We start from the raw sequence: 21,213 nt of genomic DNA on the forward strand, positions 1-21,213 counted from the left end.
TTCGCCATCAACTACGTTACTGCGATGGAAACTCGCCGACGCAATCCTACCGGTCTGGCGGCCAAGGTGTTGACGACGATTCAGGCCAATCCGGCATTCTTTTATGAATTGCCGGCGTGGTTTGCCGGTTCTTACATCACAAGCTTCGCGCTTGAAATTTGTTCGGTGGCGGTTTTCTCCGCCAGGTAACGTGCCGGTGGTTTGCCCATCACTTTTCTAAACATGGTGACAAAGCCGCTGGCGCTTTCGTAACCGAGATCTAATGCGACGGTCTGCACGCTTTCGCCGTGTGATAAACGTTGCAGCGCTAACGTGACATGTAACTGTCTGCGCCAGTTGCCAAAGCTTAAGCCTATTTGCTGCTGCAATGTGCGACTTAGTGAGCGCTCACTCATCCCGATACGCTGTGCCCATTGGTAGAGCGTAGATTTGTCTGCCGGATCGGCCAGCATGCGCTCCATCAATTGACGAATACGTGAATCATCCGAGACCGGCAGGTGCAGGTTTTCGATGGGAGCGGCGATCAATTGATCCAGCAATACGCTAGCTAAACGACCTTCTGCTCCCTGTTCATCGTACATTGGCGCGAAACTACTGGCTTGCAATAGCAATTCACGCAGCAGCGGCGAGACGCCGAGCGTGCAGCAGGTGGTTGGCAAACCGGGGACGGCTTCTTCTTCAACAAACAGGCTGTAGCATTCTGATGAGCCGGTGCCTTGCGCACTATGCAGGACATTACCCGGCATCCATAGCGCACATTGCGGCGGGACCAACCACATGCCTTTCTCTACCTCACAGCGGATCATACCGGAGACGGTGTAGATTAATTGCGCCTTACGATGGCGGTGCGGTAAGACTTCCCAATCAGTCGCGACATTGCATTGTGGGACAGCAAAAATGGTGCGTGGTATTCCATCGATATCGAGAGTTGAGCGGGGTTTTATGGTCAGAATCATGAAGGTAGCTGTCATGCTGGCTTATTTGAAAAATATTATGGCTTGATTGCGCAATTCGGTCTACCTATCAGAGAAATAAACTTAAGAATATTTTTACCCGCTCAGGCGTGACGCCTAAGGAAGATGGGGGCGTACCAAGCGGTTACGTAAATCTTCTACTGTTTTGCGACAGACACAGCCTTCAAGATGATCGTTAACCATCCCCATTGCCTGCATAAATGAGTAAACGGTGGTGGGGCCAACAAATGTCCAGCCACGTTTTTTTAATATCTTTGATAGCGTGATTGACGCTGCTGAGGTGGTGTTTTGCTGCCAGTAAGTGAGATCTACAGTTTGTGGGCGTTCACTAACTTTTGGTTCAAATTGCCAGAACCAAGCGGCGAGTGAACCAGTCTCTTCGAATAACGCTACGGCGCGTTTCGCATTGTTAATGGTTGAGAGAATTTTCGCCCGATTGCGCACAATGCTTTTATCCGTCATCAGTCGTTCAATATCCTGTTCCCCAAAGTGCGCTACGGCATGGAAATCAAAATCATGAAAGGCGCGGCGGAAATTTTCGCGTTTATTATAGATCAGCCGCCATGACATTCCGGCGTGAAAACCTTCTAAGCAGATTTTTTCAAACAATCGCCGATCGTCAATCACCGGATGTCCCCATTCATTATCGTGATAGTCCGGCATGTCCGGCTGCCAGAAGCAGCGAACGGAGGCATCTTCTATCACGATAAGGCCCGGAGTGGTTGATGGTGTGGCTTTGCTCGGCATGGCGCGCCTCGTGAATGAAAGGGGGTTAATGGTCGGTTGCGGCAATATAGCCTTTGGCGGCGGTGATAGTAAATTTACCCGGTGGTATCTTCATCACCCGCGAGAACATGGTCGAGAAATTTCCCACGCTTTGATAGCCCAAATCAAGCGCCACTTGAGACACCGACTGACCCTGCGCCAATCTTTCCATCGCGGTCATAATACTGAACTTTTCCCGCCACTGGATAAAGCTGATGCCCGTTTCCGCTGTAAACAGACGCGATAAAGTTTTCGCGCTGCAACCTGCATGATTGGCCAGTTCAACCAGATTTAACCAAATCCCCGGCTGCTGATTAAGGCAAGCAATAGCGCGAGTCAAACGGCGATCGGAGCCGCCCAGCAGATGGAGCTGCCCATCATGTTGGCTGTTGGTGATGCAATACAGTATCAGGGGATTAATCAACGCTAATGCCTGACTCACATCGGCAGTGTCATAAACGCGCAGCGCTTCTTCGAGCAACTCAAGCAACAGATTACTGAAATAAAAAGGCTTGCTTGGTACCTCACATTTAGCGGCTGAAAATAGCAGTAACAGCATTTCGCTATGTTTGCCATAAGTCACACTATGCGCGATATCCTTATCTATCCAGATACCTTGACGCTCTAGTACCAGCCAACGTTCACCATTGATCAACAAAGATGCCGTTCCATGCAAAACCACCAATAATTGCGCCTGTTCATGCCAGTGTTCATCAATCGATGTATTGGCCTGATGTGAAATACGTTGTATCGAAAAGGGCAGTGCAGTTGACATGTTCCTTCCTCAAATAGGGTTGTCCTAATCTCAAAATCAATATTACCAGCTTTTGATATAGTGCTTTCAGCGATCGTCAATCAACCTGAATACCGTAAAAACAGAGGTAATATTATGTCTGCATCCAAAAAAATCAGCGGCTTTGCTGGCAGCCTGAGAACACAGTCTTACAGCAAAGTATTGCTTAATGAGATGGCGGAAAAACTACCGGAAGGCTACGCGTTTACCGCGCTGGATATTGGTGCTTTACCGCACTATAACCAAGATCTCGAAAGCGGTGATTTACCCGTTTCGGTGGTGGCGTTCCGTGAAACAATTACCCACAGCGATGCGGTATTTATAACCCTGCCGGAATATAACCACGGTATGCCAGGTGTGCTGAAAAATGCGCTAGACTGGCTATCTCGTCCGGCATTTGCCAGTTGCATGATGCATAAACCGGTGTTATTTGCCTCAGAGTCAGAAGGGGCATTGGGCGGGGTGCGAAGTCTATATCAGATGCGTGAAACCTTGTCCTCCATGCTGTGTTATTTGCCACCGATGCCTGAAATCGTCATCACTCACGTCAATACCAAAATAATCGATGGTCGTTTGCAGGACTCGGGTACCCAGCAATTTTTACAAAAAAGTGTCGACCGTTTTTTGCAGGTCACGCTTCAGAAATAGCCGTTCGGCAATAAACTAGGACATTAACCATGGTGCAAATATGTCTGGCACTGGTGGCGGGTCTTTCCGTTGGCGTGCTATTTTCGTGGATTAAATTACCGTTACCGGCACCGCCGACATTAACCGGAATCGTCGGTGCCGCGGGGGTTTATCTTGGGAGTGTGCTGTTTGGCGTCGTTCGACAATATTGGAATATGTAGGCCAATATCATCACGGGATTACAATGCCAGCTTATAGCCAATATGGCTGGCAACGAATCCCAGTTTTTCGTAAAACCGATGCGCATCTGGCCGGGTTTTATCCGTGGTTAACTGTACTAAATCGCATCCTTTTGCTTTGCATTGCTCAATAGCCCAGTCAAACATCTGTTCGCCAAAGCCAGCTCCGCGGTAGGCGCTGGCAATGCGTACCCCTTCGATTTGTCCGCGCCAAGAGCCTTTACGCGATAAACCGGGTGTAAAGGTTATCTGTAACGTACCTACCACTTTATTCTCGAAAATAGCGACGGCCTGGAGTTGGTTAGCATCTGCCTCAATGGCCGCAAACGCATCGAGATAACATTGATTCGGCGGTGAGCTGGCATCTTCCCGCTGTTGGCCAAGCGCATCATCAACTAACAGAGTAATGATGGCGGGAAGATCGCTAAGCAGTGCGCGGCGGAATGTGAGGTCAGTCATTAAAGGCGTTCCGTTGGATAAATGATCAATCTTCATCTTACACACGAGAGAGCATTTAGCGGGAGAGGGGCGGATATAATGTGTAAGATTGCTTGTCTGTAGGATTGGATTCTGTTGCCCGCTTTATAATAAGGATTGCGATGATTGAGAAAATTTTGAGTTATATGCTGCTGGATGAAAACAATCGAGATATTCAAAAAATACAAACGCAGCATAGGATCAACTTAGCAACCTTCTGGGGGGGTTAAACCCGGTGATAAAATTTTAGAAATCGGCTGTGGCCAAGGTGATACTACCGCCGTTTTAGCCGAAATGGTCGGCGAGGCTGGTGAGGTTGTTGCTGTGGATATTGCGCACGGGGATTATGGTGCACCTTATACACTGGCGCAGTCGATCGCTAAGATAGCCGCCTCGCCGCTAGGAGCCAGAATCCAATTTCATCTCGACACCGATTTCCTGTCCGACTCAATAGTCTTCCCCAATCAATGCTTTGATAAAATTATTCTCTCGCATTGCTCATGGTATTTTGACGATAAAAATCAACTGGCGAAAATCATCGAAAAATCGCGACATATCGCCAAAACATTGTGTTATGCCGAATGGGATAGCCAAGCGACCCATATTGCTCAGTTGGCGCATCTGCACGCGGTGCTGATTCAAAATCAATATGCGTTGCTGTTTAACGGGGTGGAAGGAAACGTTCGCACCTTGATCACCAAAAACGATGTTTCCACACTTATGGCGGCGGCCGGGTGGGTATTAAAGCGGGAGAAGGTATTTCAAGAACATGGCTTACAAGATGGTGCATGGGAAGTCGCGTATGTCGGTTCAGAACTTAAAGAGGTGATTATCAATGACAGACACCTTGGTGATAAGAAGCAACAGTTTCTGCTCAGTCAGATAGAGGATATGGTCAGTTTCGCCAAACAAGATATCGTGCCATTAAACGTATTCTCTGGCGTATGGGGTTGATGCCAACGTTTTCATTACAGGCCCGCGCTATCTAGGAAATAGCGTATTGCGGGCCAGAGTTATGCCTATATCAATAAGAAACCTGACATCAACAAGGCAGTTACAGGCCTTGTTTATCCATCAGTACCGCCAGGTCAACCAGACGATTCGAGAACGCCCATTCGTTGTCATACCAGGCGAGGATCTTCACCAGATTGCCGCCGATCACCAGCGTAGACAATCCGTCAATGATCGATGAGCGCGCATCGCCTTGATAATCACTTGAGACCAGCGGTTCGTCGCTATAGCCCAGAATGCCCTTTAACGGACCGGATTCTGCCGCTTGGCGGAACGCTGCGTTCACTTCTTCTGCGCTGACATTGCGCTTCAGCGTGACTGTCAGGTCAACGATAGATACCACCGGTACCGGTACGCGCAGTGAATAACCGGTCAGGCGGCCGTCGAGTTCGGGAATAACTTTGCCTAAGGCTTTGGCGGCACCGCTGGAATAAGGCACGATGGACAGGGCAGCAGCACGTGCGCCGCGCAAGTCTTTTTCTGGCTGATCGTGTAACGCCTGGCTGTTGGTATAAGCGTGAGTGGTGTTCATCAGGCCATGTTCAATACCAAAGTGTTGATGCAGAACCTGTGCCGCCGGTGCCAGACCGTTGGTGGTACAGCTGCCGTTGCTGACCACTTTGTGCAGTGCCGGATCGTACTTCTCATGGTTAACGCCGATGACCACGGTGATGTCATCATCTTTGCCGGGAGCGGAGAGGATCACTCGTTTGGTGCCGCCTTTGGTGATATGCACCTCGGCTTTGGCTTTGTCAGTGAAGAAACCGGTCGATTCAATCACCAGTTCTACCCCAACGCTGCTCCATGGAATTGCGCCCGGATCGCGTTCGGAAAATACGCGGATCGCGTTGCCATCTACCACCAACTGCCCCTCGGATGATTCAACAGAGGCGGCGAGCGTGCCCTGAAGTGAGTCATATTTCAGCAGGTGTGCCAGCGTTTTACTGTCGGTCAGGTCGTTGATTGCCACCACTTGAAAATCACTGCGGCCAAGCGCCGCGCGCAGTACGTTTCTGCCGATTCTACCGAATCCGTTAATGCCTACTTTGACCATGATGAACTCCTTAATGAATTATCTGGCTTCAAAGTAGTGCGAGAGTGATTTGGCGTAAATGACAATTAACAATCAATTTAGGCCATATTGCTGTTTTTTGCCTCTGCGGTCGATAAGCTCAGTCCGGTAAATCAGATAAGCTCTGTCAGTCAGATAAGCCCTGTTAGTCAGATAAAGGTGTGCTCGGATGTACGGGCATAAAAGCGCTCGCGGTAATCTGACGGCGTAAGCTGCAAGTTTCTCTCAAAGACCCGCCGTAAATTCAGGCTGTTACCAAAGCCGGTGACGACAGCAATTTGTTCGATTTTATCTGAGCTTTGTTCCAGATGCTGACGTGCCGCGTCGAGGCGGACTTCCTCAACGTATTTAGCCGGGCTGCTGCCGGTTTCTTTGGTAAAGACGCGAGTAAAATTACGCGGGCTCATGGCGACACGTTCTGCCAGCTTTTCCACTGATAAATCACTGGCTAGATTTTCAAGTATCCACGATTGTAAGTCACGAATGGGGCCAGGTGTACTGGCCTGACTTAGCAGGAAACGACTGAATTGTGATTGCCCGCCGGGCCTGCGCAAAAACATCACCAGATCTTGTGCGACGCTGCGCGCGACGCTAAAACCGAGATCGTCTTCGACCAGAGCAAGCGTTAGATCAAAGCCAGAACTGACGCCAGCGCTGGTCCATATGTTGCCATCTTGCACATAAATCGGGCCTTTCTCGACATCAATGGCGGGAAATTCTGCCTGCATCGCATCAAGCAGTCGCCAGTGTGTGGTGGCGCGATGCTTATCTAGCAGGCCCGCTTTTGCCAGTAACAACGCCCCGCCGCATATCGATACAATTCGCCCTGTGCGCGGCGCTGCCTGACGTATCCATGCAATAACACTGTCAGCTTCCTCAACATTCATTCCCTTACCTGTAATCATCACCGTGCCATAGGACTGGGAGGGATCAAGGTCAGACAGACGATAATCAGCCAGCAGGCTTAGGCCTGACATGCCGTGTATCACCCGATGTGATTGGGTGGTGGCAATGGTGACCTGATAAGGAGGATTGGGGGAATCCTGCGGCCTCAAGCGGTTAGCTTGCATCAGAATATCGGCGATACCCGTTGGCTCAAATAACATGCCGCCATCGGGGACAATAATCAGGAAGTTTTGTATGTGCATAAAAGGCCGCGCTGTCTTTGCTTAACGTTGTGCTCTGTATGTCCTTAAAATACAAAAATGACAAAACAAGTCAATTCGCCTGACGTTTTAAAATAATGACAAAGCGATGCCCAGCAGTGCGACGATCATGCCGGTTATTTCCCAGGCCGACAGCGTATCACCAAGGAAGAACCAGGCCATCACGCTAGAAAATAGTGGGCTCGTCATGCCGATCAGACTATGGATACTGGGATTGAGACGCCCTGAAACCAGGCCATTGATTAGCGTTGGTAAGGCGGTAGATAGCGCACCGAGCGCAACCAGTGCCGTTATTGTGAATGGGCTGACTGTTAGCGCGAACGGCCCGCCGGAGGGCAGGGAAAATACCAGTGATAGCAGCAGGCCGATCAGCAATGTGCCCAGGCTCATGGCACTGGCAGAGGGCGCGCAGCCACGCTGCGAGAGTTTCCAGATACGAAACGAATATAGTGCGCGCACGATGGCGCAAACAAAAGCCAGCGCTGCTCCGAGCAAGCTTTGGTTATTGAACGCGGTAGCCGAATTCTTACCTTGGAATAGAAACAGGTAAACGCCCAGCAGCGCCAATGTAAAACCAAGCATTTCTCGCCAGCTTAATTTATCGCCGTCGAACAACCGGCAGATAAAGGTGATACATGGCGACAAGGCGACAATTAACGCGGCCAGTGCAACCGGAGCCAGTACAAAGGCAAAGGTGGCACAAATATAGTACAGCGACATCAGTACGCTAAGCAGTAGATCGTGACGGGTCAGGCTTGCCAGCCCATTAGCTGAGTTGCCTGTTCGTGAAAATACCTGCCTTCCCAGTAAAAAAGCGCAGAGGGCAGCAATGCTAAAACGCCATAAAATCATCTGCCATACGCCGACCCCATGTAGCAGATGCACAAAAATGCCTGTTGATGCCCACAGGAACGCACAAGAGAAACTCAAAAAAACATTCATACGTCACCCGGTGATGTACCAAAATAGGATGCCTGTAATCAGGCGCTGATAATGGCGCGCATACTGACAAACATCTCGCTGCACTTCTCACGGATTTGGGACAGGATGGCGTAAATAAATGCCGTATTTGAGACAAGCTCAATATGGTATGAAACGGATGGGGATTATCAGCAGAGGGGATTGATCGTATAATTCTTCCACTTTGCTTATTGCCGCGTGGCCTCATTACCTTTTTGCTGTGGACCCTCTGATATGACAGAGATTTCATCTCTTTATAATACAGACAAACATTATCAGACCGATTTTCATCTGCATGACGAATTTATGCTGATTATCCCTGAAAAGGGCTTGATGAATGTCACTGAGGGGGATTCTGGTATCTCGGGGTCGGCGATGCGTAATCAGTTTGCAATGGTAAAATCTTTGCGTCCACATGCGACTGAAACGACTACGCAAACACAGAGCCACCACACCTTATATGGCTCGCCGGATTATATGACTTACGCTCTGCAACTGGGCCAGGCCAAGCAAAATAGTCTCGAATGTTTGCCCGATTTTGGTATCTGGTCGTTAACGCCGTTTATGCGTTATCAATTAATCTCACATCGTGAATTAGGCTTACAAAAGCCAAGCCTGTTACGGCAGATGCAACAGGAAAAGACCATCCAGCTGATTTTACTGGAGGCGGTAAATATTGCCGCCGCTTCGCCTTCATTGATTGCCGGGTATATTGCTCATGAGCGTGGCGACATGCTGGCAAAGCGCGTGGCGCAATACCTGATTGATCATCTTGAAGAACCTTTGAAACAAGATGATCTTGCCCATGTATTCCAGCTATCTAAGCGTCACATTAGCCGCGTATTTCGCAGCCATTTCGGCGAAACTCTGCATGATTTCCTTATCCGTCAGCGCATGATTCGTGCCGCAGAATTGCTACGCAACACCTCTTTGTCAGTACTTGAAGTCGCGGGTCGGTTAGGGTTTGATTCTGCTTCGCATTTTTCGCTGTTATTTCGTCGTTATCATCAAGAAACACCATTGCGCTGGCGCCAAGTGCAGAGAACTCGGATGATTTGAATTCTAGATAATATTTATCTTGGCGTGAGTCTATTAATTTCATAACGGTATTATTTTTTTAACGTCATATTTTATTGTAATAATAACGAGGTTTTTCGTTTATCAGAAAGATATTCTTACAATATATTTTGAATGTAATCTTATTATCGGCGAAAATAGCGACGTCAATGTTAATGTTTTGTATTAACTAATTGATTTATAAATAAGAAAGGCGTGTCAGGACGGTATGGATTCATTTGGTCACATTCCAGATGATTAGAACAATATTTGCGCTTTTTCCGCCGCCCGCCTTGCTATCCATTTTTACTAACGTACTGATTATTTAGATATAATACTAGGGATGTAACATGAAACTGATTAACTATCTCCACAACAATAATAAAAGCTATGGGATTTTAAAAGCAGATGGCGTTATTGACCTTAAGATACGAATTGGCAATACATATCCAACAATCAAATCATTATTAGCCGCTGATGCATTATCTGTTGCGGCAGAATATCAGCATAACGCCACCGATCTTGCACTTGATGAAATCGTTTATCTTCCGGTTATCGATGATCCACTAAAGATTATCTGTGCTGGCATGAATTACGCCGAAAAACGCCTTGAGTTTGATGAATCTGATCCTGCGCCAACACTGTTTGTTCGTTTTGCCGACAGCCAGATTGGGCATAACAACGACATCTTGAAACCGAAAATCTCAGCAGAGTTTGACTATGAAGGTGAGCTGGCGGTGGTTATCGGGAAAACCTGTTCTCACGTCAGCGCAGCGGAGGCCTTGGATTACGTTGCGGGTTATAGCTGCTATATGGATGGCTCGGTGCGCGACTGGCAGCACAGCTGGTTCACCGCAGGTAAAAACTGGCCGGCTACCGGTGCCTTTGGCCCGTGCCTGACCACTCGCGATGAAATTACCGATCCTCAGACGCTCAACTTGCGTACTTTGCTCAATGGGCGTGTGGTGCAGGATGATAATACTGCCAACATGGTACACAAAGTCGCGGATCTGATTGCTTATATCAGCACCTTCACTGAGCTTTCAGCAGGCGACGTTATCTTGACAGGGTCTCCTGGTGGGGTGGGTAAAAAGCGTGTACCGCCACTGTTCTTACAGCCTGGTGATGTGATTGAAGTTGAAATTGAGCATATCGGTCGCCTGACCAATACTATCTCTGAGGCCAAACAGGTCAACGCAGAAAAAGTTTCAGCCTAAAATTCCACTGACAAGGATTGAAGAAGATAAACGCAAACTAATAGCGTTTGTTTTCTTCCATCCTTGAAAATATTGCTACTGTTTTTATTATGTTTTCTTGCTGATTTTCTCTATCTGACAAAAAAAGATTATTTTATTTGTAATAAGACTAATCTGAAATTTGCACTTTCTTACATCCTGTATTAAACCTTCTAAGGGGATGCGAACGAATACTCACGCAATTGAGTCGCACTTCCTAAATACCTTCCGATCTATTTCATCACTTTTATTGTGGAGAAGATAATGAAACAACTCTCATCTCAAGAAGTTGAAACAGTTAGCGGTGCAGGTTTATTAGATGGCAATGGTACTGGCCTTCCACTTCCTGATGTTGGCGGTGTGATTGGCGGCGTTATCGGCGGCGTTGGCCAAATTATTGGCGGCGTTGGCAGCATTGTAAAAAGCGTTCTTTCACTTTTCGGTGGTTTTATTAAACCTCGTTAATTGAAAGATTGCTGGCAGTTTCCTTTCAAGATTCTGCATGATTTCAAGTAGCTTAAGTATTTTTTACTGGCTACGAATGAATTTTTAATAAACATGCCGCAATATATTCTGCGGCATGCTTATCCCTCTTTTTATTATTTAAAATAAAGTTATTCTTGCCAAAAATTTGCGCTTTTATGAAACCTGTATTAAAGGTTAATAAGACGTGCAAAGCATTTTTGTTATCTAAACAATCTTGGTTATCCAAACCACTTCGTTATGCCAACAATTCTGGCTCTGCAATCGTCGTTCTGAATTACCCTCAGATCTATTTCATTACGTTTGTTATGGAGAAAATCATGAAGGAACTTTCATCTCAAGAAGTTAAAGAAGTCGGCGGTGCCGGTCTGATTACCGATGGTATTAATAGCCTGTTAGATAAACCTGCTCGCGATCTTGGCAATGCTATCGGCAATGTTGCCGGTAATGTGGCAGGTCAGGCATTTAATGGTGCTAAAAATGTCATCAGTGGCGTCGTTGGCGGGGTAGTGTCAACTGTTGGTAATATCTTCGGTGGGATTCTCGGCGGTCGTTAATCGATGCACTGGGACGTGTAATTAACTCATAGAGAGGCAACAAGGATATGAGAGACTTAACGGTTCAAGAAATTGATGATGTTAGCGGTGCAGGCATCCTGCAGAGCATTTTGACCTTAGGTGGTACGACGCTTGGTACGGCGGCAGGCGGTGCTATCGGTGGTAGCATTGGTGGGACTTTAGGCTCCTTCGTACCTGTGGTTGGTAATGCTGTTGGCGGTACTGTTGGCGGCGTAGTAGGTGGCGTTGTTGGCGGCGCGGCCGGTGCCATTGCAGGCCATACGTTAGGCGCAGGTCTTGAAGGTGGAATTGCTGGTTTCTTCCACGGATTCGGCCAAACTCAAACGGCGTAAGCCGTTAAAGAGTGCACCAATCATCATGCCGCAACGTATTTAGGTATTTTGCGGCATGCTTGTTTATTAAGAACCAATGAAATTAATGACTCCCTTCCTTCTTTACCCGTTAAATAATCCCGCTATTTACTCTTGAAAGCCCGTTCCGCACTGATTGTCTGGTAGTGCACACTTTGTGATTTTATACATTACGAATAGGCATCATGGTTCCCCTTACATCCAAAATAAACAGGGTTATTATCGATAAAAATAAAGTGCTTTTGTTTAAACCTGCTGCAAGGTGATGCTCAATGTCTGCAAAAACGCTCTACGACAAACTTGTTGATTCCCATACCGTCCGCCAATTGGATGACGAGACTGTCCTGTTGTATATCGACCGTTCAATACTTAATGAATATACCAGCCCTCAGGCTTTCAGTGGATTGCGTGATGCGCAAAGACAGGTGTGGAAGCCTGCAGCCATTTTGTTAAATGTTGATCACGTCAATCCAACCCGACCGGTAAGAACGCCTGAAATGACCGATCCTGGCGGTGCACTACAGGTTAAATACTTTGAAGAGAACAGCCGCGATTTTGGCCTTGAACTCTTTGGTGTCATGGATAAGCGCCAGGGAATTGAGCATGTTGTCGCCCATGAACAAGGGCTGGTGATGCCTGGGATGGTCATTGCCGCCGGTGATAGTCATACCACGACTTACGGCGCGTTTGGCGCACTCGGGTTTGGTATCGGCACCTCCGAAATTGAACATATGCTGGCAACCCAGACGCTGGTGTATAAAAAGCTGAAAACCATGCGCGTGACGGTGCTGGGAAGATTGCCTGTTGCTACGGTTGCCAAAGATATCATTATGTTGCTCATTGAGCGTATCGGTGCCGATGGTGCTACGGGATATGCTATTGAATTTACTGGCGAGACAATCGACCAGCTTAGTGTCGAAGGCCGCATGACCATCTGTAACATGGCGGTGGAAGCCGGTGCTCGCGGTGCGTTTATGCCGCCTGATGAGAAAGTTTTTAGCTACATAAAAGATGCTCCACGTATGCCGAAAGGTGAGCTTTGGGAGCAAGCCGTCCACCATTGGCAACAATTACGCAGTGATGATGATGCGGTCTTTGATCAAGATATTGTGCTCGATTGCGCCGATATGGCACCTAAAGTGACTTGGGGGATCAGCCCAGATCAAGCCGGAAGCATCAGCGACTGCGTGCCTAATCCTGCCGATGAACCTAATCTCGCAAAAAGACGCGATATGGAAAGCGCCTTGCGTTACATGGATTTAAAACCCGGCACTCCCTTCGAGCAGATCCCTATTACCCATGCTTTTATCGGCTCTTGTACTAATGGCCGCATTGAGGATCTGCGCGAAGTAGCCAAAGTGCTTAAAGGTAAGAAGATCGCCGAGCATGTGCAGGGGATCATTGTTCCTGGATCCACTCAAGTGCGCGAAAGAGCCGAGCGGGAAGGATTAGCCAAGATTTTTATTGATGCCGGATTTGAATGGCGACAATCGGGCTGCTCGATGTGTCTGGCGATGAATGAGGATGTATTAAGTCTGGGCGATCGCTGTGCTTCTAGTACCAATCGTAATTTTGCCGGACGGCAAGGTGCCGGAGCCAGAACGCATTTGATGAGTCCTGCGATGGTAGCGGCTGCGGCGATTACAGGTCGCCTGTCCGATGTTCGCCAGTTTATTAAAGAAGGCCGTTGATTATGGAAGCGTTTAAAACTGTTAGTGGCGTTGTAGCGCCAATGATGTCTGCCAATATTGATACGGACGTTATTATGCCCAAGCAATTCTTAAAAGGGATCGACCGTCAGGGTTTGGATAAAGGCGTTTTCTTCGATCTGCGCTTTAACGCCGATGGGCAACCCGATGAGCGTTTTGTCCTCAACCAAGACGGATGGAAGAATACGACATTCTTATTAGTTGGCCCTAATTTTGGTTGTGGCTCGAGCCGAGAACATGCGGTCTGGGGACTCAAGCAGCTAGGCATTCGCGCGCTGATCGGCAGCAGCTTTGCCGGTATTTTTAATGATAACTGCCAAAGAAACGGCGTGCTGACCATTGAATTAGCTCAAGCACAACTTAACCAGCTCGAAAGCATTGCCACTGACCCGCAAAAAAATAACATTACTATCGATTTAGAGCAGCAGCGCATCATCAGCGAAAATGGCGACATAGATTTCAGCCTGGATGCATTGAAAAGCAAGATGTTGCTAGAAGGTCTGGATTTTATTGATTACACCTTGCAGTACCAGAGTGATATTCGCGCTTTTGAAGCCAACCATTTTTCTACTAATCCATGGCTGGCGTGCTAATTGAGGGATGAATATCGGTATGGATAACAACATGAATAATCCGAGCAACAGGATAGCTATTGTCGGCGAATCCTCATTTATTGCTGATTTTGTCCTGCAAGATGTCACATTATCTAATGGCGTGACATTACGCGCTGCGGTCGGAGGCAGGGGGGCACCGCTGGTTTTACTGCATGGCCACCCGCAAAACCATGTCACCTGGCGAAAAATAGCCCCGACGTTGGCACAATATTTTACGGTCATCATGCCGGATCTGCGCGGTTATGGTGATAGCGATAAACCGCCGAGTGACGTGCTGCATCGCAATTATTCCAAAAAGGTCATGGCCGAAGACATTATTTTATTGATGGATGCATTAGGCCATGATGATTTCACTTTTGTTGGTCACGATCGCGGCGGGCGAGTTGGTCATCGTTTGGCCTTAGATTATCCGCAGCGCGTCAACCGCTGTGTATTTATCGATATTGCGCCTACCGCGACAATGTATGCGCTCACCGATCAAGCCTTTGCTACGCGGTATTTTTGGTGGTTCTTCCTGATACAACCTGCGCCATTGCCGGAAACTATGATCGGCCATGATCCGCAATTTTTCCTGCAAAAACATATCGACGGGCAAATTAAGACGCCGGGAGCTACCGGACCTGAAATTATGGCCGAGTATCTGCGCTGTTATCGTGACCCGGACATGTTGCGTGCGGTATGTGAAGACTATCGTGCTGCGGCCAGCATCGATCTACAAGATGATGCTGAGGATAGTGAAAAACGCATCAGTTGCCCGTTACAGCTATTATGGGGAGCTAAGGGCACTGTCGGGCAGCTTTATGATGTGCTCGCCACCTGGCGAGAAAAAGCGTACCAGGTTGAAGGTACGGCATTGCCTTGTGGACATGCGCCGCATGAAGAGATCCCTGAACAAATGCTGGCGACGATGTTACCCTTTATACTTGGCGCTGCCCCAGCGTTGACTGCGGTTACTGACTCGAGTCACTTAACAAAGTAGGCCATTGGAATGTGTTCCCTTGCCGCCTCGATGCAACGCCAATTATCTGGGGTATTGGGTATATAGGGGAGGGGCACAAAAAATGATGACTACACCGGAAAATAAAGGCAGCCACTGGCCGCTGATTGAAGATCTCCAAGTGTTTGTTACTGTCGCCAGAAATGAAAGTTTCTCTCGTGCGGCGGCAGAACTGGGGCTTTCTCCCTCTTATATCAGCAAAAGAATCAGCATATTGGAGAAGCGGCTCGATACGCGGTTATTTTTCAGGAATAACCGCACCATGCGTCTGACGCCAGATGGTGAAAAAGCCCTGTCTGGCGCTATGAATGTAGTTGATAGTATGGACCAATTTGTTTCGGATCTGGCTTCTTGGCGCGAATCCATTATTGGTTCAGTGAATATCAGTTGTTCATTTGGTTTTGGTTTATCGCATATTTCTGAGGCGATTTCTGAACTGTCTACGACCTATCCTGATTTAAAGATAAAACTGACGCTCTCCGATCGAGCCATCGATCTCCTCGAGGAGGATGTGGATATTGAAATTACGGTAGGTGATGACATCAATGATCTCTATATTGCGAAAATGCTGTTTGAGAATCGCCGGATAGTCTGCGCATCACCCGAGTATATTGACCGCTATGGACGGCCGGAAACGGTCGATGATCTGAAGAATCACCAGTGTCTATTTATTCAGGAACGAAATTCGCCATTTGGTCTGTGGCCGTTAACCAATGGTAGTGACATCACTCAGGTGCATGTTAAAAACCAGCTCTCTTCTAACAGCGGTGGTGTGGTGTTGCACTGGGCGCTCAAAGGCCATGGTATCGTGCTACGTTCGATGTGGGATGTTCAAAAACATATTGATGACGGCAAACTTATCCACCTGCTTCCGCAATGGTATCAAAATGCCAATATTTGGGCGGTATATCCGATTCGTCCATCGGGATCGGCGAGATTAAAAGTGTGCATTGATTTTCTGGTTCAATATTTTAAAGAACATCCGCCGCTACACTCTTAATAGTCCTGCTGGATATCGAGTTCTTGCGAATCGTTTACATAAGTAAACTCGTCGAGATGAACTCGTTTGTTACTATGACGCTACGCCAATTATTTTGGTGTATAGACATGTTTATTTTTACGTCATTTCATAAGAATATACTTAGTTTATTTTTTATTTAACTTAATTAATTGTTTTTAAAGGTTATTAATTTATTTTTAATTAAAAATTAAATTAATGTCTATTTACTTAAATAATCAGTTTGCACTTTTTTACAACCTGTATTAAAAATTTATACGGGAGAAAGTTGAACCTCATTGCGTTTAATTTTCGACTTCCGATTACATCCGATTTATTACATCACTTTTATTCTGGAGAATATAATGAAAGAGCTTTCATCTCAGGAAGTACAAACAGTTAGTGGTGCAGGTTTGGCGAGCAGCTTGCTCAGCAGTGCGCAGCAGGCCTCAGTACCAAGCGTTGGTACTTCTCTGGATGGCATTATCAAAGGCGCTCATGAAATCTATAACGGCCTTAAGCAAGTTGCTGTTGGCGTTATCTCTATTTTCGATAAAATTTTCGGTCGCCATTAATCGATAAGCACTCATTTCTTAGTACGAAATTGACAGGGTACTTGGCGGTTTCTTTTTCGGATTCGGCCTAATTCAAATGATTTAATCTACTGTACTAAGTTTTAAGTGACGTTATTTTTAATACGCCGCAAATTTTTTTGCGGCGTATTTATTTAAGAGAAAAAGTGTTTCTTAGTTGATATGCATTTATGATGCGGGCTGCGTAGCATCGCCCAAATTAATCACCCGGCTGGCGCTGGCAATCGTTGAAGGGCGATGAGCAATAAAGATCCTTGTGATCTGCAATGCCGCGATAGAGGCATTAATATGCGCCTCATTGTCGAGATCTAAATGGCTAGTGGCTTCATCAAGGAACAGCAAGCTTGGCTGGCGATACAAGGCCCTGGCAATCAACAAACGCTGTTTTTGCCCCCCGGACAGGCTGCCGCCAAGTTCGCTGATAAGCGTTTCATAGCCCATTGGCATTTGCATGATTTCACCGTGAATATTGCAATGCTCGGCGCAACTGATAATCCGCTCCATATCTTTGCCGATATCAAAGCTGGCAATGTTATCGGCTATCGAACCTGCAAACAGTTTGTCGTCTTGTAAGACGCAGGCAATGCAGTCGCGATAGTTGTTTAATCCGACGTTATTAATATCCAGCCCGTCGATCAATATATTGCCCTGTGTTGGCGTTAACAGCCCGGCCATTACCTTCATCAGCGTGGTTTTTCCAATGCCGGAAGGGCCGACAATCGCCACGCTCTCTCCTGCACTGACCGCGATATTTAGATCGGAGAAAATCGGTCTGGAAAGGGCGTCATATTGAAAGACGATATCTCGTGCTTCAAAGCTGGCCGGTTGGTTTTCAGGCAACAGCTTGCGCGTTGGCTGTGTCGTTTCTGCCTCGGTAAATACGATATCGGAGATACGATCGCTATGTAGTGCCAACATCCGCAGTTGTAAGGCCATATTGATCAGGTTGGCGGCACGTTCTGAGAATTGCCCACGGTAGGCGTTAAAGGCGACAAACATCCCGAGTGTCATCTGGCCGTCGATCACCATCGATGCGCCGAGCCACAAAATAATCACCTGATCGACGGTGCTGATAAAGGTATTTACCCCGCCAAATAACATATCGAGTTTAGAGATACGGATATTGGCGTTGGTAGTATCAATATTCAGGTTCAGCCAAAATTGCGAGCGTGTGGTCGAAATGCCCAGTGCTTTTAACGTGCTGATACCGTATAGCGTTTCCATAAAGTGCGAACTGGCTTTGGCACCTTTAACAATTTGCTCTTCTGATGCCTGACGATACTGGTTATACGTCGCCAGTCGCAGCACCATATACAGGGCCGTAAATCCGAGAACAACCCATACCAACCAACCGCCGTATAACAGCATCATAATGAAAACGCCTATCGACATAATGGCGTCAATAATGCTGTTGACCAGGTTGGTGGTCAGCGTAGTGCGGATAGTATCTAACGATCCGAAGCGAGATTGGATATCGCCAAGTTTACGTTTTTCAAAGTAGGCCAATGGCAGCTTCATCAGATGATCAAACATCCCAGCTTTCCATTGCACGTCAATTAATGAGCCCATCACTAATGAAGTCCAGGCCCGTAGCATACTGACGAAGGTGCGGAACAGAATAAAGAACAGTAACCCTATACAGATCAACGCCAGTAAATCGTGATCCTCGGCGATGATGACATGGTCCATTACCAACTGGGTGCCGATTGGCATCAACAGGTTGATAGCTTCGACCACTAATGACAAACAGAATATCTTGACTAAAAAGCCCTTCAATCCGCTGATATTGCCCAGCATATTGCGAAAGCTCAGCTTGGTACGCTGAGTGACTCGGGTAAATTCGCTATCTGGCCACAGCTCCAGCGCTACGCCGGTAAAGTGTTGTGACATTTCTGCCAACCCAACAACACGCCGCCCAAATGCCGGATCATGGATTATAAAGCGTGAGCCTTTGACTGCGACGAGCACCACGAAATGGCTCATATCCCAATGCAGTAAACAGGGCGTTTTAAGCTCACGTAGTTCATCTAAATCGAGAGAGAGCGGACGGCTTTTTAGCTTGAGCTGGTTAGCGATATTAATCAGTAATGCTAGCGTCGCACCGTGCGAAGAGATGCCAAAACGCTGACGCAGATTAAACAAATCGATATTCATACCGTGGTAGCGGCAAACCATGACCATACAAGCCAAACCACATTCGGCAGCCTCGGTCTGAATAACTTGTGGCACCTTGCGACGGAAACTGAAGTTCAGTCGGTGCATCATGTCTTTAAATGCGGAGTCATTCATGAATAGGCCCGGTTATACTCTTTTTAATATCGTAGTAAGGGGACAACATCCATTGATAGATAGGACGTTTTTCCAGAAATAGGGTGGATTCAGCTTTCATGCCGCTGGATAAAGACAGCGTTTTTCCCTGATAGCTAAATTGGTTATTGTCCAGAGCAACCAGCACTTTGTAATAAGGTTGGTTGGTGCCGCCTGACGGCAGGCGAGGGACGTTATTGTATGAAGACATCTCTTGCGTCGAGGCTGGGACGCTAGAAATTGACATTATCTTGCCAGGAAACTGGCCGAACTTTTCAAACGGGAAGGCTTCATAGCGAATATTGATGCTGTCTCCAGACTTGACGTAAGGCAGGCTGCTATTAGGTAGCCATAGTAACAATGAATAGGCATCGCTGCTGCTAGGTACCAATTGCGCCAGACTATCGCCAGCGTTGACCATTTGCCCTTGCGTGACGCTAAGAGAATCTATTTTTCCATCGCTTGGCGCATTAATAAAGAGGGTGCCACCGGCATCGACCTCGGCTAATTGCCGACTTAAATCACTGCGCTGATATTGATATTGCGATATCTGATTATCAAAGTCGGTGGCTTTCGTTGATAGCTCGCTTTGCAAATTAGTGATCTGCAAGCTTTCCTGAATGCTTTGGGTATTGAGACTTTGATAGGAACTTTGTTGTTGATAATAAAGATAGCGCTGGTTGTTTAGCTGGTCTTTGTTAATTAACCCTTTACGCTGATAACTGTCATAGTTATTCATGCTCAGGCGCATTTCTTCCATGCCTTTGGCGGCATTCGCGACCAGCGCTAGTGATTTCTCATGGGCTAATTGATATTGATTAAGCTGCTGCTGAAGATTCTTTTCGGTTTGTTGTTTATTCTGCTGTAGTTTCAGAATGATATCATCAACCAAGGTGATTTGATTTTTAATCGCCGCAATTGAATTTTGGCTGACGTTGCCCGATTGGGTTGAGCGGCTGACGTCAATTTGATAAAGATGTGCGCCTTGCTGTACTCGATCGCCGGTTTTTACCCATGTTTTACTTATAAACCCCTGCTGTGGCGAGAAAATATTAATGGCATGCGGTTGGGTAATGACCTCCCCGCTGACGTTAATTCTTCGCGTATAGCTAGAGAAAATAATCATGCTTATTAGCGCAATGAAAAACAAGAGAGATATTAAAGCAATGACCCAAGCTGGGTAACCTGAAACCAGCAGTGCTTTACCTAGCCATTTCGTCTTGCTGTATTCAATAGCTTCCTTGCGGAATATGTTTCTGTTCATATGTCGGAGCTACACCATCATGGGCAAATACGAATTTTCCTATCAAACAGTCTAGGTTAGGTTTTGGGTGTGGTAAATAAGACTGGGATTACTTATTGAAAAATAATAAAGAAAGGGGGAAGGGTTCCAACGAAGTAACGCGGATTTTTTGTGATCAGTCTCTATTTCTTATAGCCAAAAATGTATTTTTAGGATGACAACAGATTCAGGCCGATGGCTGAATCTGTTGCTATTTATTAGCTATTTCTGGCTTGCAGGGAGAAATAATGTTTCTCAAGCAGAGCTGCACCATCATCGATGGCTTTATGAATGGAACGTACGCTACGTTCACTATCACCAGCCGCCAAGGCGAGCAGAAGTTCGTCGTAATTATGCTGCCCTTGTGCCATCTCAGTAGATTGCGGATAGAGATAATTAAAGCATGGGCCAATTTGCACCCAAAGCTGTTCGATAAGTGACGTCAGGGAAGGCATTTCAGCATAAGCATAGAGTGCAAAACGAAACTCGCGATTAGCCTGTAATGCGTGTTCAACATTTTGCTCTAATTTGGAGGCCATAAACTCGGCGCTGAGTTTTTTTAGTTTTGTCAGCTTCTTGGCATTCATTTTTGATATTGCCTGAGTAACGGCCAGGCCTTCTAGCTGCTTACGTATCAGCGTGATTTCCTGGTATTTGCCCAGTGGCATATCGGGTACTAAAAAAGCCTGAGCGGGCGTTGCATCCAATGCGCCAGCAGAAACTAAACGCAGCAATGCCTCGCGTACTGGCGTCACGCTGGTACCTAGTTGATTAGCAATATCTTTGGTAACCAAGCGCGCTCCTGGCTTGAGGACACCGACAATTAATGCGCGTTTCAAATTCGCCTCAACCTGCATAGTCAGACTGACGCGTTGTGCTTTTTCCATCTCAAACATTGTGCCCCCCAGCGTTAGCAAAAAAATGTCTA

General features: G+C 47.0%; 22 protein-coding genes and 2 pseudogenes. 14 read left to right on the top strand and 10 right to left on the bottom strand.

Going from position 1 to position 21,213, the window contains the following annotated elements; translation table 11 throughout:
* Positions 1–27: 27 nt before the first annotated feature.
* Positions 28–117 (top strand): annotated as a pseudogene (locus tag ACL9RG_RS19430) (transcriptional regulator); the annotation flags it as partial.
* A 14-nt stretch (positions 118–131) separates the two neighbouring features.
* Here the strand turns inward: ACL9RG_RS19430 and ACL9RG_RS19435 are convergent.
* The 3 genes from ACL9RG_RS19435 to ACL9RG_RS19445 form a co-directional block, all read right to left on the bottom strand.
* Positions 132–956, bottom strand: a complete 825-nt coding sequence (locus ACL9RG_RS19435) for an AraC family transcriptional regulator (RefSeq protein ID WP_422794359.1) — start codon at positions 954–956, stop codon at positions 132–134.
* A 114-nt stretch (positions 957–1,070) separates the two neighbouring features.
* Complete coding sequence (locus tag ACL9RG_RS19440) at positions 1,071–1,721, bottom strand: DNA-3-methyladenine glycosylase I (RefSeq protein WP_422794293.1); 651 nt, start codon at positions 1,719–1,721, stop codon at positions 1,071–1,073.
* A 25-nt stretch (positions 1,722–1,746) separates the two neighbouring features.
* Complete coding sequence (locus ACL9RG_RS19445; protein ID WP_422794294.1) at positions 1,747–2,514, bottom strand: helix-turn-helix domain-containing protein; 768 nt, start codon at positions 2,512–2,514, stop codon at positions 1,747–1,749.
* A 114-nt stretch (positions 2,515–2,628) separates the two neighbouring features.
* On the opposite strand from ACL9RG_RS19445, the gene ACL9RG_RS19450 reads away from it, so the two are divergent.
* Positions 2,629–3,180 carry an NADPH-dependent FMN reductase gene (locus ACL9RG_RS19450; RefSeq protein WP_422794295.1) on the top strand — a complete coding sequence of 184 codons (552 nt, stop codon included), beginning with the start codon at positions 2,629–2,631 and terminating at the stop codon, positions 3,178–3,180.
* A gap of 29 nt (positions 3,181–3,209) precedes the next feature.
* Positions 3,210–3,380 carry a XapX domain-containing protein gene (locus ACL9RG_RS19455; protein ID WP_422794296.1) on the top strand — a complete coding sequence of 57 codons (171 nt, stop codon included), beginning with the start codon at positions 3,210–3,212 and terminating at the stop codon, positions 3,378–3,380.
* Between the two features lie 18 nt (positions 3,381–3,398).
* Here ACL9RG_RS19455 and ACL9RG_RS19460 read toward each other — a convergent pair whose 3' ends face one another.
* Positions 3,399–3,857, bottom strand: a complete 459-nt coding sequence (locus ACL9RG_RS19460; protein WP_422794297.1) for a GNAT family N-acetyltransferase — start codon at positions 3,855–3,857, stop codon at positions 3,399–3,401.
* Positions 3,858–4,109: 252 nt separating this feature from the next.
* Here ACL9RG_RS19460 and ACL9RG_RS19465 point away from each other — a divergent pair.
* Positions 4,110–4,829 (top strand): annotated as a pseudogene (locus ACL9RG_RS19465) (class I SAM-dependent methyltransferase); the annotation flags it as partial.
* Between the two features lie 100 nt (positions 4,830–4,929).
* On the opposite strand, the gene gap reads toward ACL9RG_RS19465, so the two are convergent.
* From gap to ACL9RG_RS19480, 3 genes are all read right to left on the bottom strand, one after another.
* The gene (gap, locus tag ACL9RG_RS19470; protein WP_422794298.1) at positions 4,930–5,940 is read right to left on the bottom strand and encodes a type I glyceraldehyde-3-phosphate dehydrogenase; all 1,011 of its coding nucleotides are present in this window, start codon (positions 5,938–5,940) and stop codon (positions 4,930–4,932) included.
* Between the two features lie 167 nt (positions 5,941–6,107).
* Positions 6,108–7,100 (bottom strand): GlxA family transcriptional regulator, encoded by a 993-nt coding sequence (locus tag ACL9RG_RS19475; RefSeq protein WP_422794360.1) that lies wholly within the window; start codon positions 7,098–7,100, stop codon positions 6,108–6,110.
* Positions 7,101–7,193: 93 nt separating this feature from the next.
* On the bottom strand, positions 7,194–8,066 hold the full coding sequence (locus tag ACL9RG_RS19480) for a DMT family transporter (protein WP_422794299.1): 873 nt from the start codon (positions 8,064–8,066) through the stop codon (positions 7,194–7,196).
* A gap of 252 nt (positions 8,067–8,318) precedes the next feature.
* Here ACL9RG_RS19480 and ACL9RG_RS19485 point away from each other — a divergent pair, with 252 nt between their 5' ends.
* The 10 genes from ACL9RG_RS19485 to ACL9RG_RS19530 all read left to right on the top strand — a co-directional run bounded on the left by ACL9RG_RS19485 (position 8,319) and on the right by ACL9RG_RS19530 (position 16,678).
* The gene (locus tag ACL9RG_RS19485) at positions 8,319–9,143 is read left to right on the top strand and encodes a helix-turn-helix domain-containing protein (RefSeq protein WP_422794300.1); all 825 of its coding nucleotides are present in this window, start codon (positions 8,319–8,321) and stop codon (positions 9,141–9,143) included.
* A gap of 347 nt (positions 9,144–9,490) precedes the next feature.
* Positions 9,491–10,357: a fumarylacetoacetate hydrolase family protein gene (locus ACL9RG_RS19490; RefSeq protein ID WP_422794301.1), complete on the top strand. Its 867-nt coding sequence runs from the start codon at positions 9,491–9,493 to the stop codon at positions 10,355–10,357.
* 282 nt (positions 10,358–10,639) lie between these two features.
* Positions 10,640–10,840 carry a hypothetical protein gene (locus tag ACL9RG_RS19495; protein WP_422794302.1) on the top strand — a complete coding sequence of 67 codons (201 nt, stop codon included), beginning with the start codon at positions 10,640–10,642 and terminating at the stop codon, positions 10,838–10,840.
* Positions 10,841–11,178: 338 nt separating this feature from the next.
* Positions 11,179–11,415 (top strand): hypothetical protein, encoded by a 237-nt coding sequence (locus tag ACL9RG_RS19500; protein ID WP_422794303.1) that lies wholly within the window; start codon positions 11,179–11,181, stop codon positions 11,413–11,415.
* A gap of 47 nt (positions 11,416–11,462) precedes the next feature.
* Positions 11,463–11,768, top strand: coding sequence for a hypothetical protein (locus ACL9RG_RS19505; RefSeq protein WP_422794304.1), 306 nt, complete (start codon positions 11,463–11,465; stop codon positions 11,766–11,768).
* 290 nt (positions 11,769–12,058) lie between these two features.
* The gene (leuC, locus tag ACL9RG_RS19510) at positions 12,059–13,477 is read left to right on the top strand and encodes a 3-isopropylmalate dehydratase large subunit (protein ID WP_422794305.1); all 1,419 of its coding nucleotides are present in this window, start codon (positions 12,059–12,061) and stop codon (positions 13,475–13,477) included.
* 2 nt (positions 13,478–13,479) lie between these two features.
* Positions 13,480–14,088: a 3-isopropylmalate dehydratase small subunit gene (leuD, locus tag ACL9RG_RS19515; protein WP_422794306.1), complete on the top strand. Its 609-nt coding sequence runs from the start codon at positions 13,480–13,482 to the stop codon at positions 14,086–14,088.
* 31 nt (positions 14,089–14,119) lie between these two features.
* Positions 14,120–15,088: an alpha/beta fold hydrolase gene (locus ACL9RG_RS19520; protein ID WP_422794307.1), complete on the top strand. Its 969-nt coding sequence runs from the start codon at positions 14,120–14,122 to the stop codon at positions 15,086–15,088.
* An 82-nt stretch (positions 15,089–15,170) separates the two neighbouring features.
* On the top strand, positions 15,171–16,106 hold the full coding sequence (locus ACL9RG_RS19525; RefSeq protein ID WP_422794308.1) for a LysR substrate-binding domain-containing protein: 936 nt from the start codon (positions 15,171–15,173) through the stop codon (positions 16,104–16,106).
* Positions 16,107–16,468: 362 nt separating this feature from the next.
* Complete coding sequence (locus tag ACL9RG_RS19530; protein ID WP_422794309.1) at positions 16,469–16,678, top strand: hypothetical protein; 210 nt, start codon at positions 16,469–16,471, stop codon at positions 16,676–16,678.
* A 186-nt stretch (positions 16,679–16,864) separates the two neighbouring features.
* On the opposite strand, the gene ACL9RG_RS19535 is transcribed toward ACL9RG_RS19530, so the two are convergent.
* The 3 genes from ACL9RG_RS19535 to ACL9RG_RS19545 form a co-directional block, all read right to left on the bottom strand.
* Complete coding sequence (locus ACL9RG_RS19535; RefSeq protein ID WP_422794310.1) at positions 16,865–18,985, bottom strand: peptidase domain-containing ABC transporter; 2,121 nt, start codon at positions 18,983–18,985, stop codon at positions 16,865–16,867.
* Positions 18,978–20,267 carry an HlyD family secretion protein gene (locus ACL9RG_RS19540; protein ID WP_422794311.1) on the bottom strand — a complete coding sequence of 430 codons (1,290 nt, stop codon included), beginning with the start codon at positions 20,265–20,267 and terminating at the stop codon, positions 18,978–18,980. The genes ACL9RG_RS19535 and ACL9RG_RS19540 overlap by 8 nt, the downstream gene beginning before the upstream one ends.
* A 236-nt stretch (positions 20,268–20,503) precedes the next feature.
* Complete coding sequence (locus ACL9RG_RS19545) at positions 20,504–21,181, bottom strand: FCD domain-containing protein (RefSeq protein ID WP_422794312.1); 678 nt, start codon at positions 21,179–21,181, stop codon at positions 20,504–20,506.
* Between the last annotated feature and the right edge of the window lie 32 nt (positions 21,182–21,213).

The organism is Rouxiella sp. Mn2063, assembly GCF_049319665.1.
Lineage (GTDB): Bacteria > Pseudomonadota > Gammaproteobacteria > Enterobacterales > Enterobacteriaceae > JBMOUD01.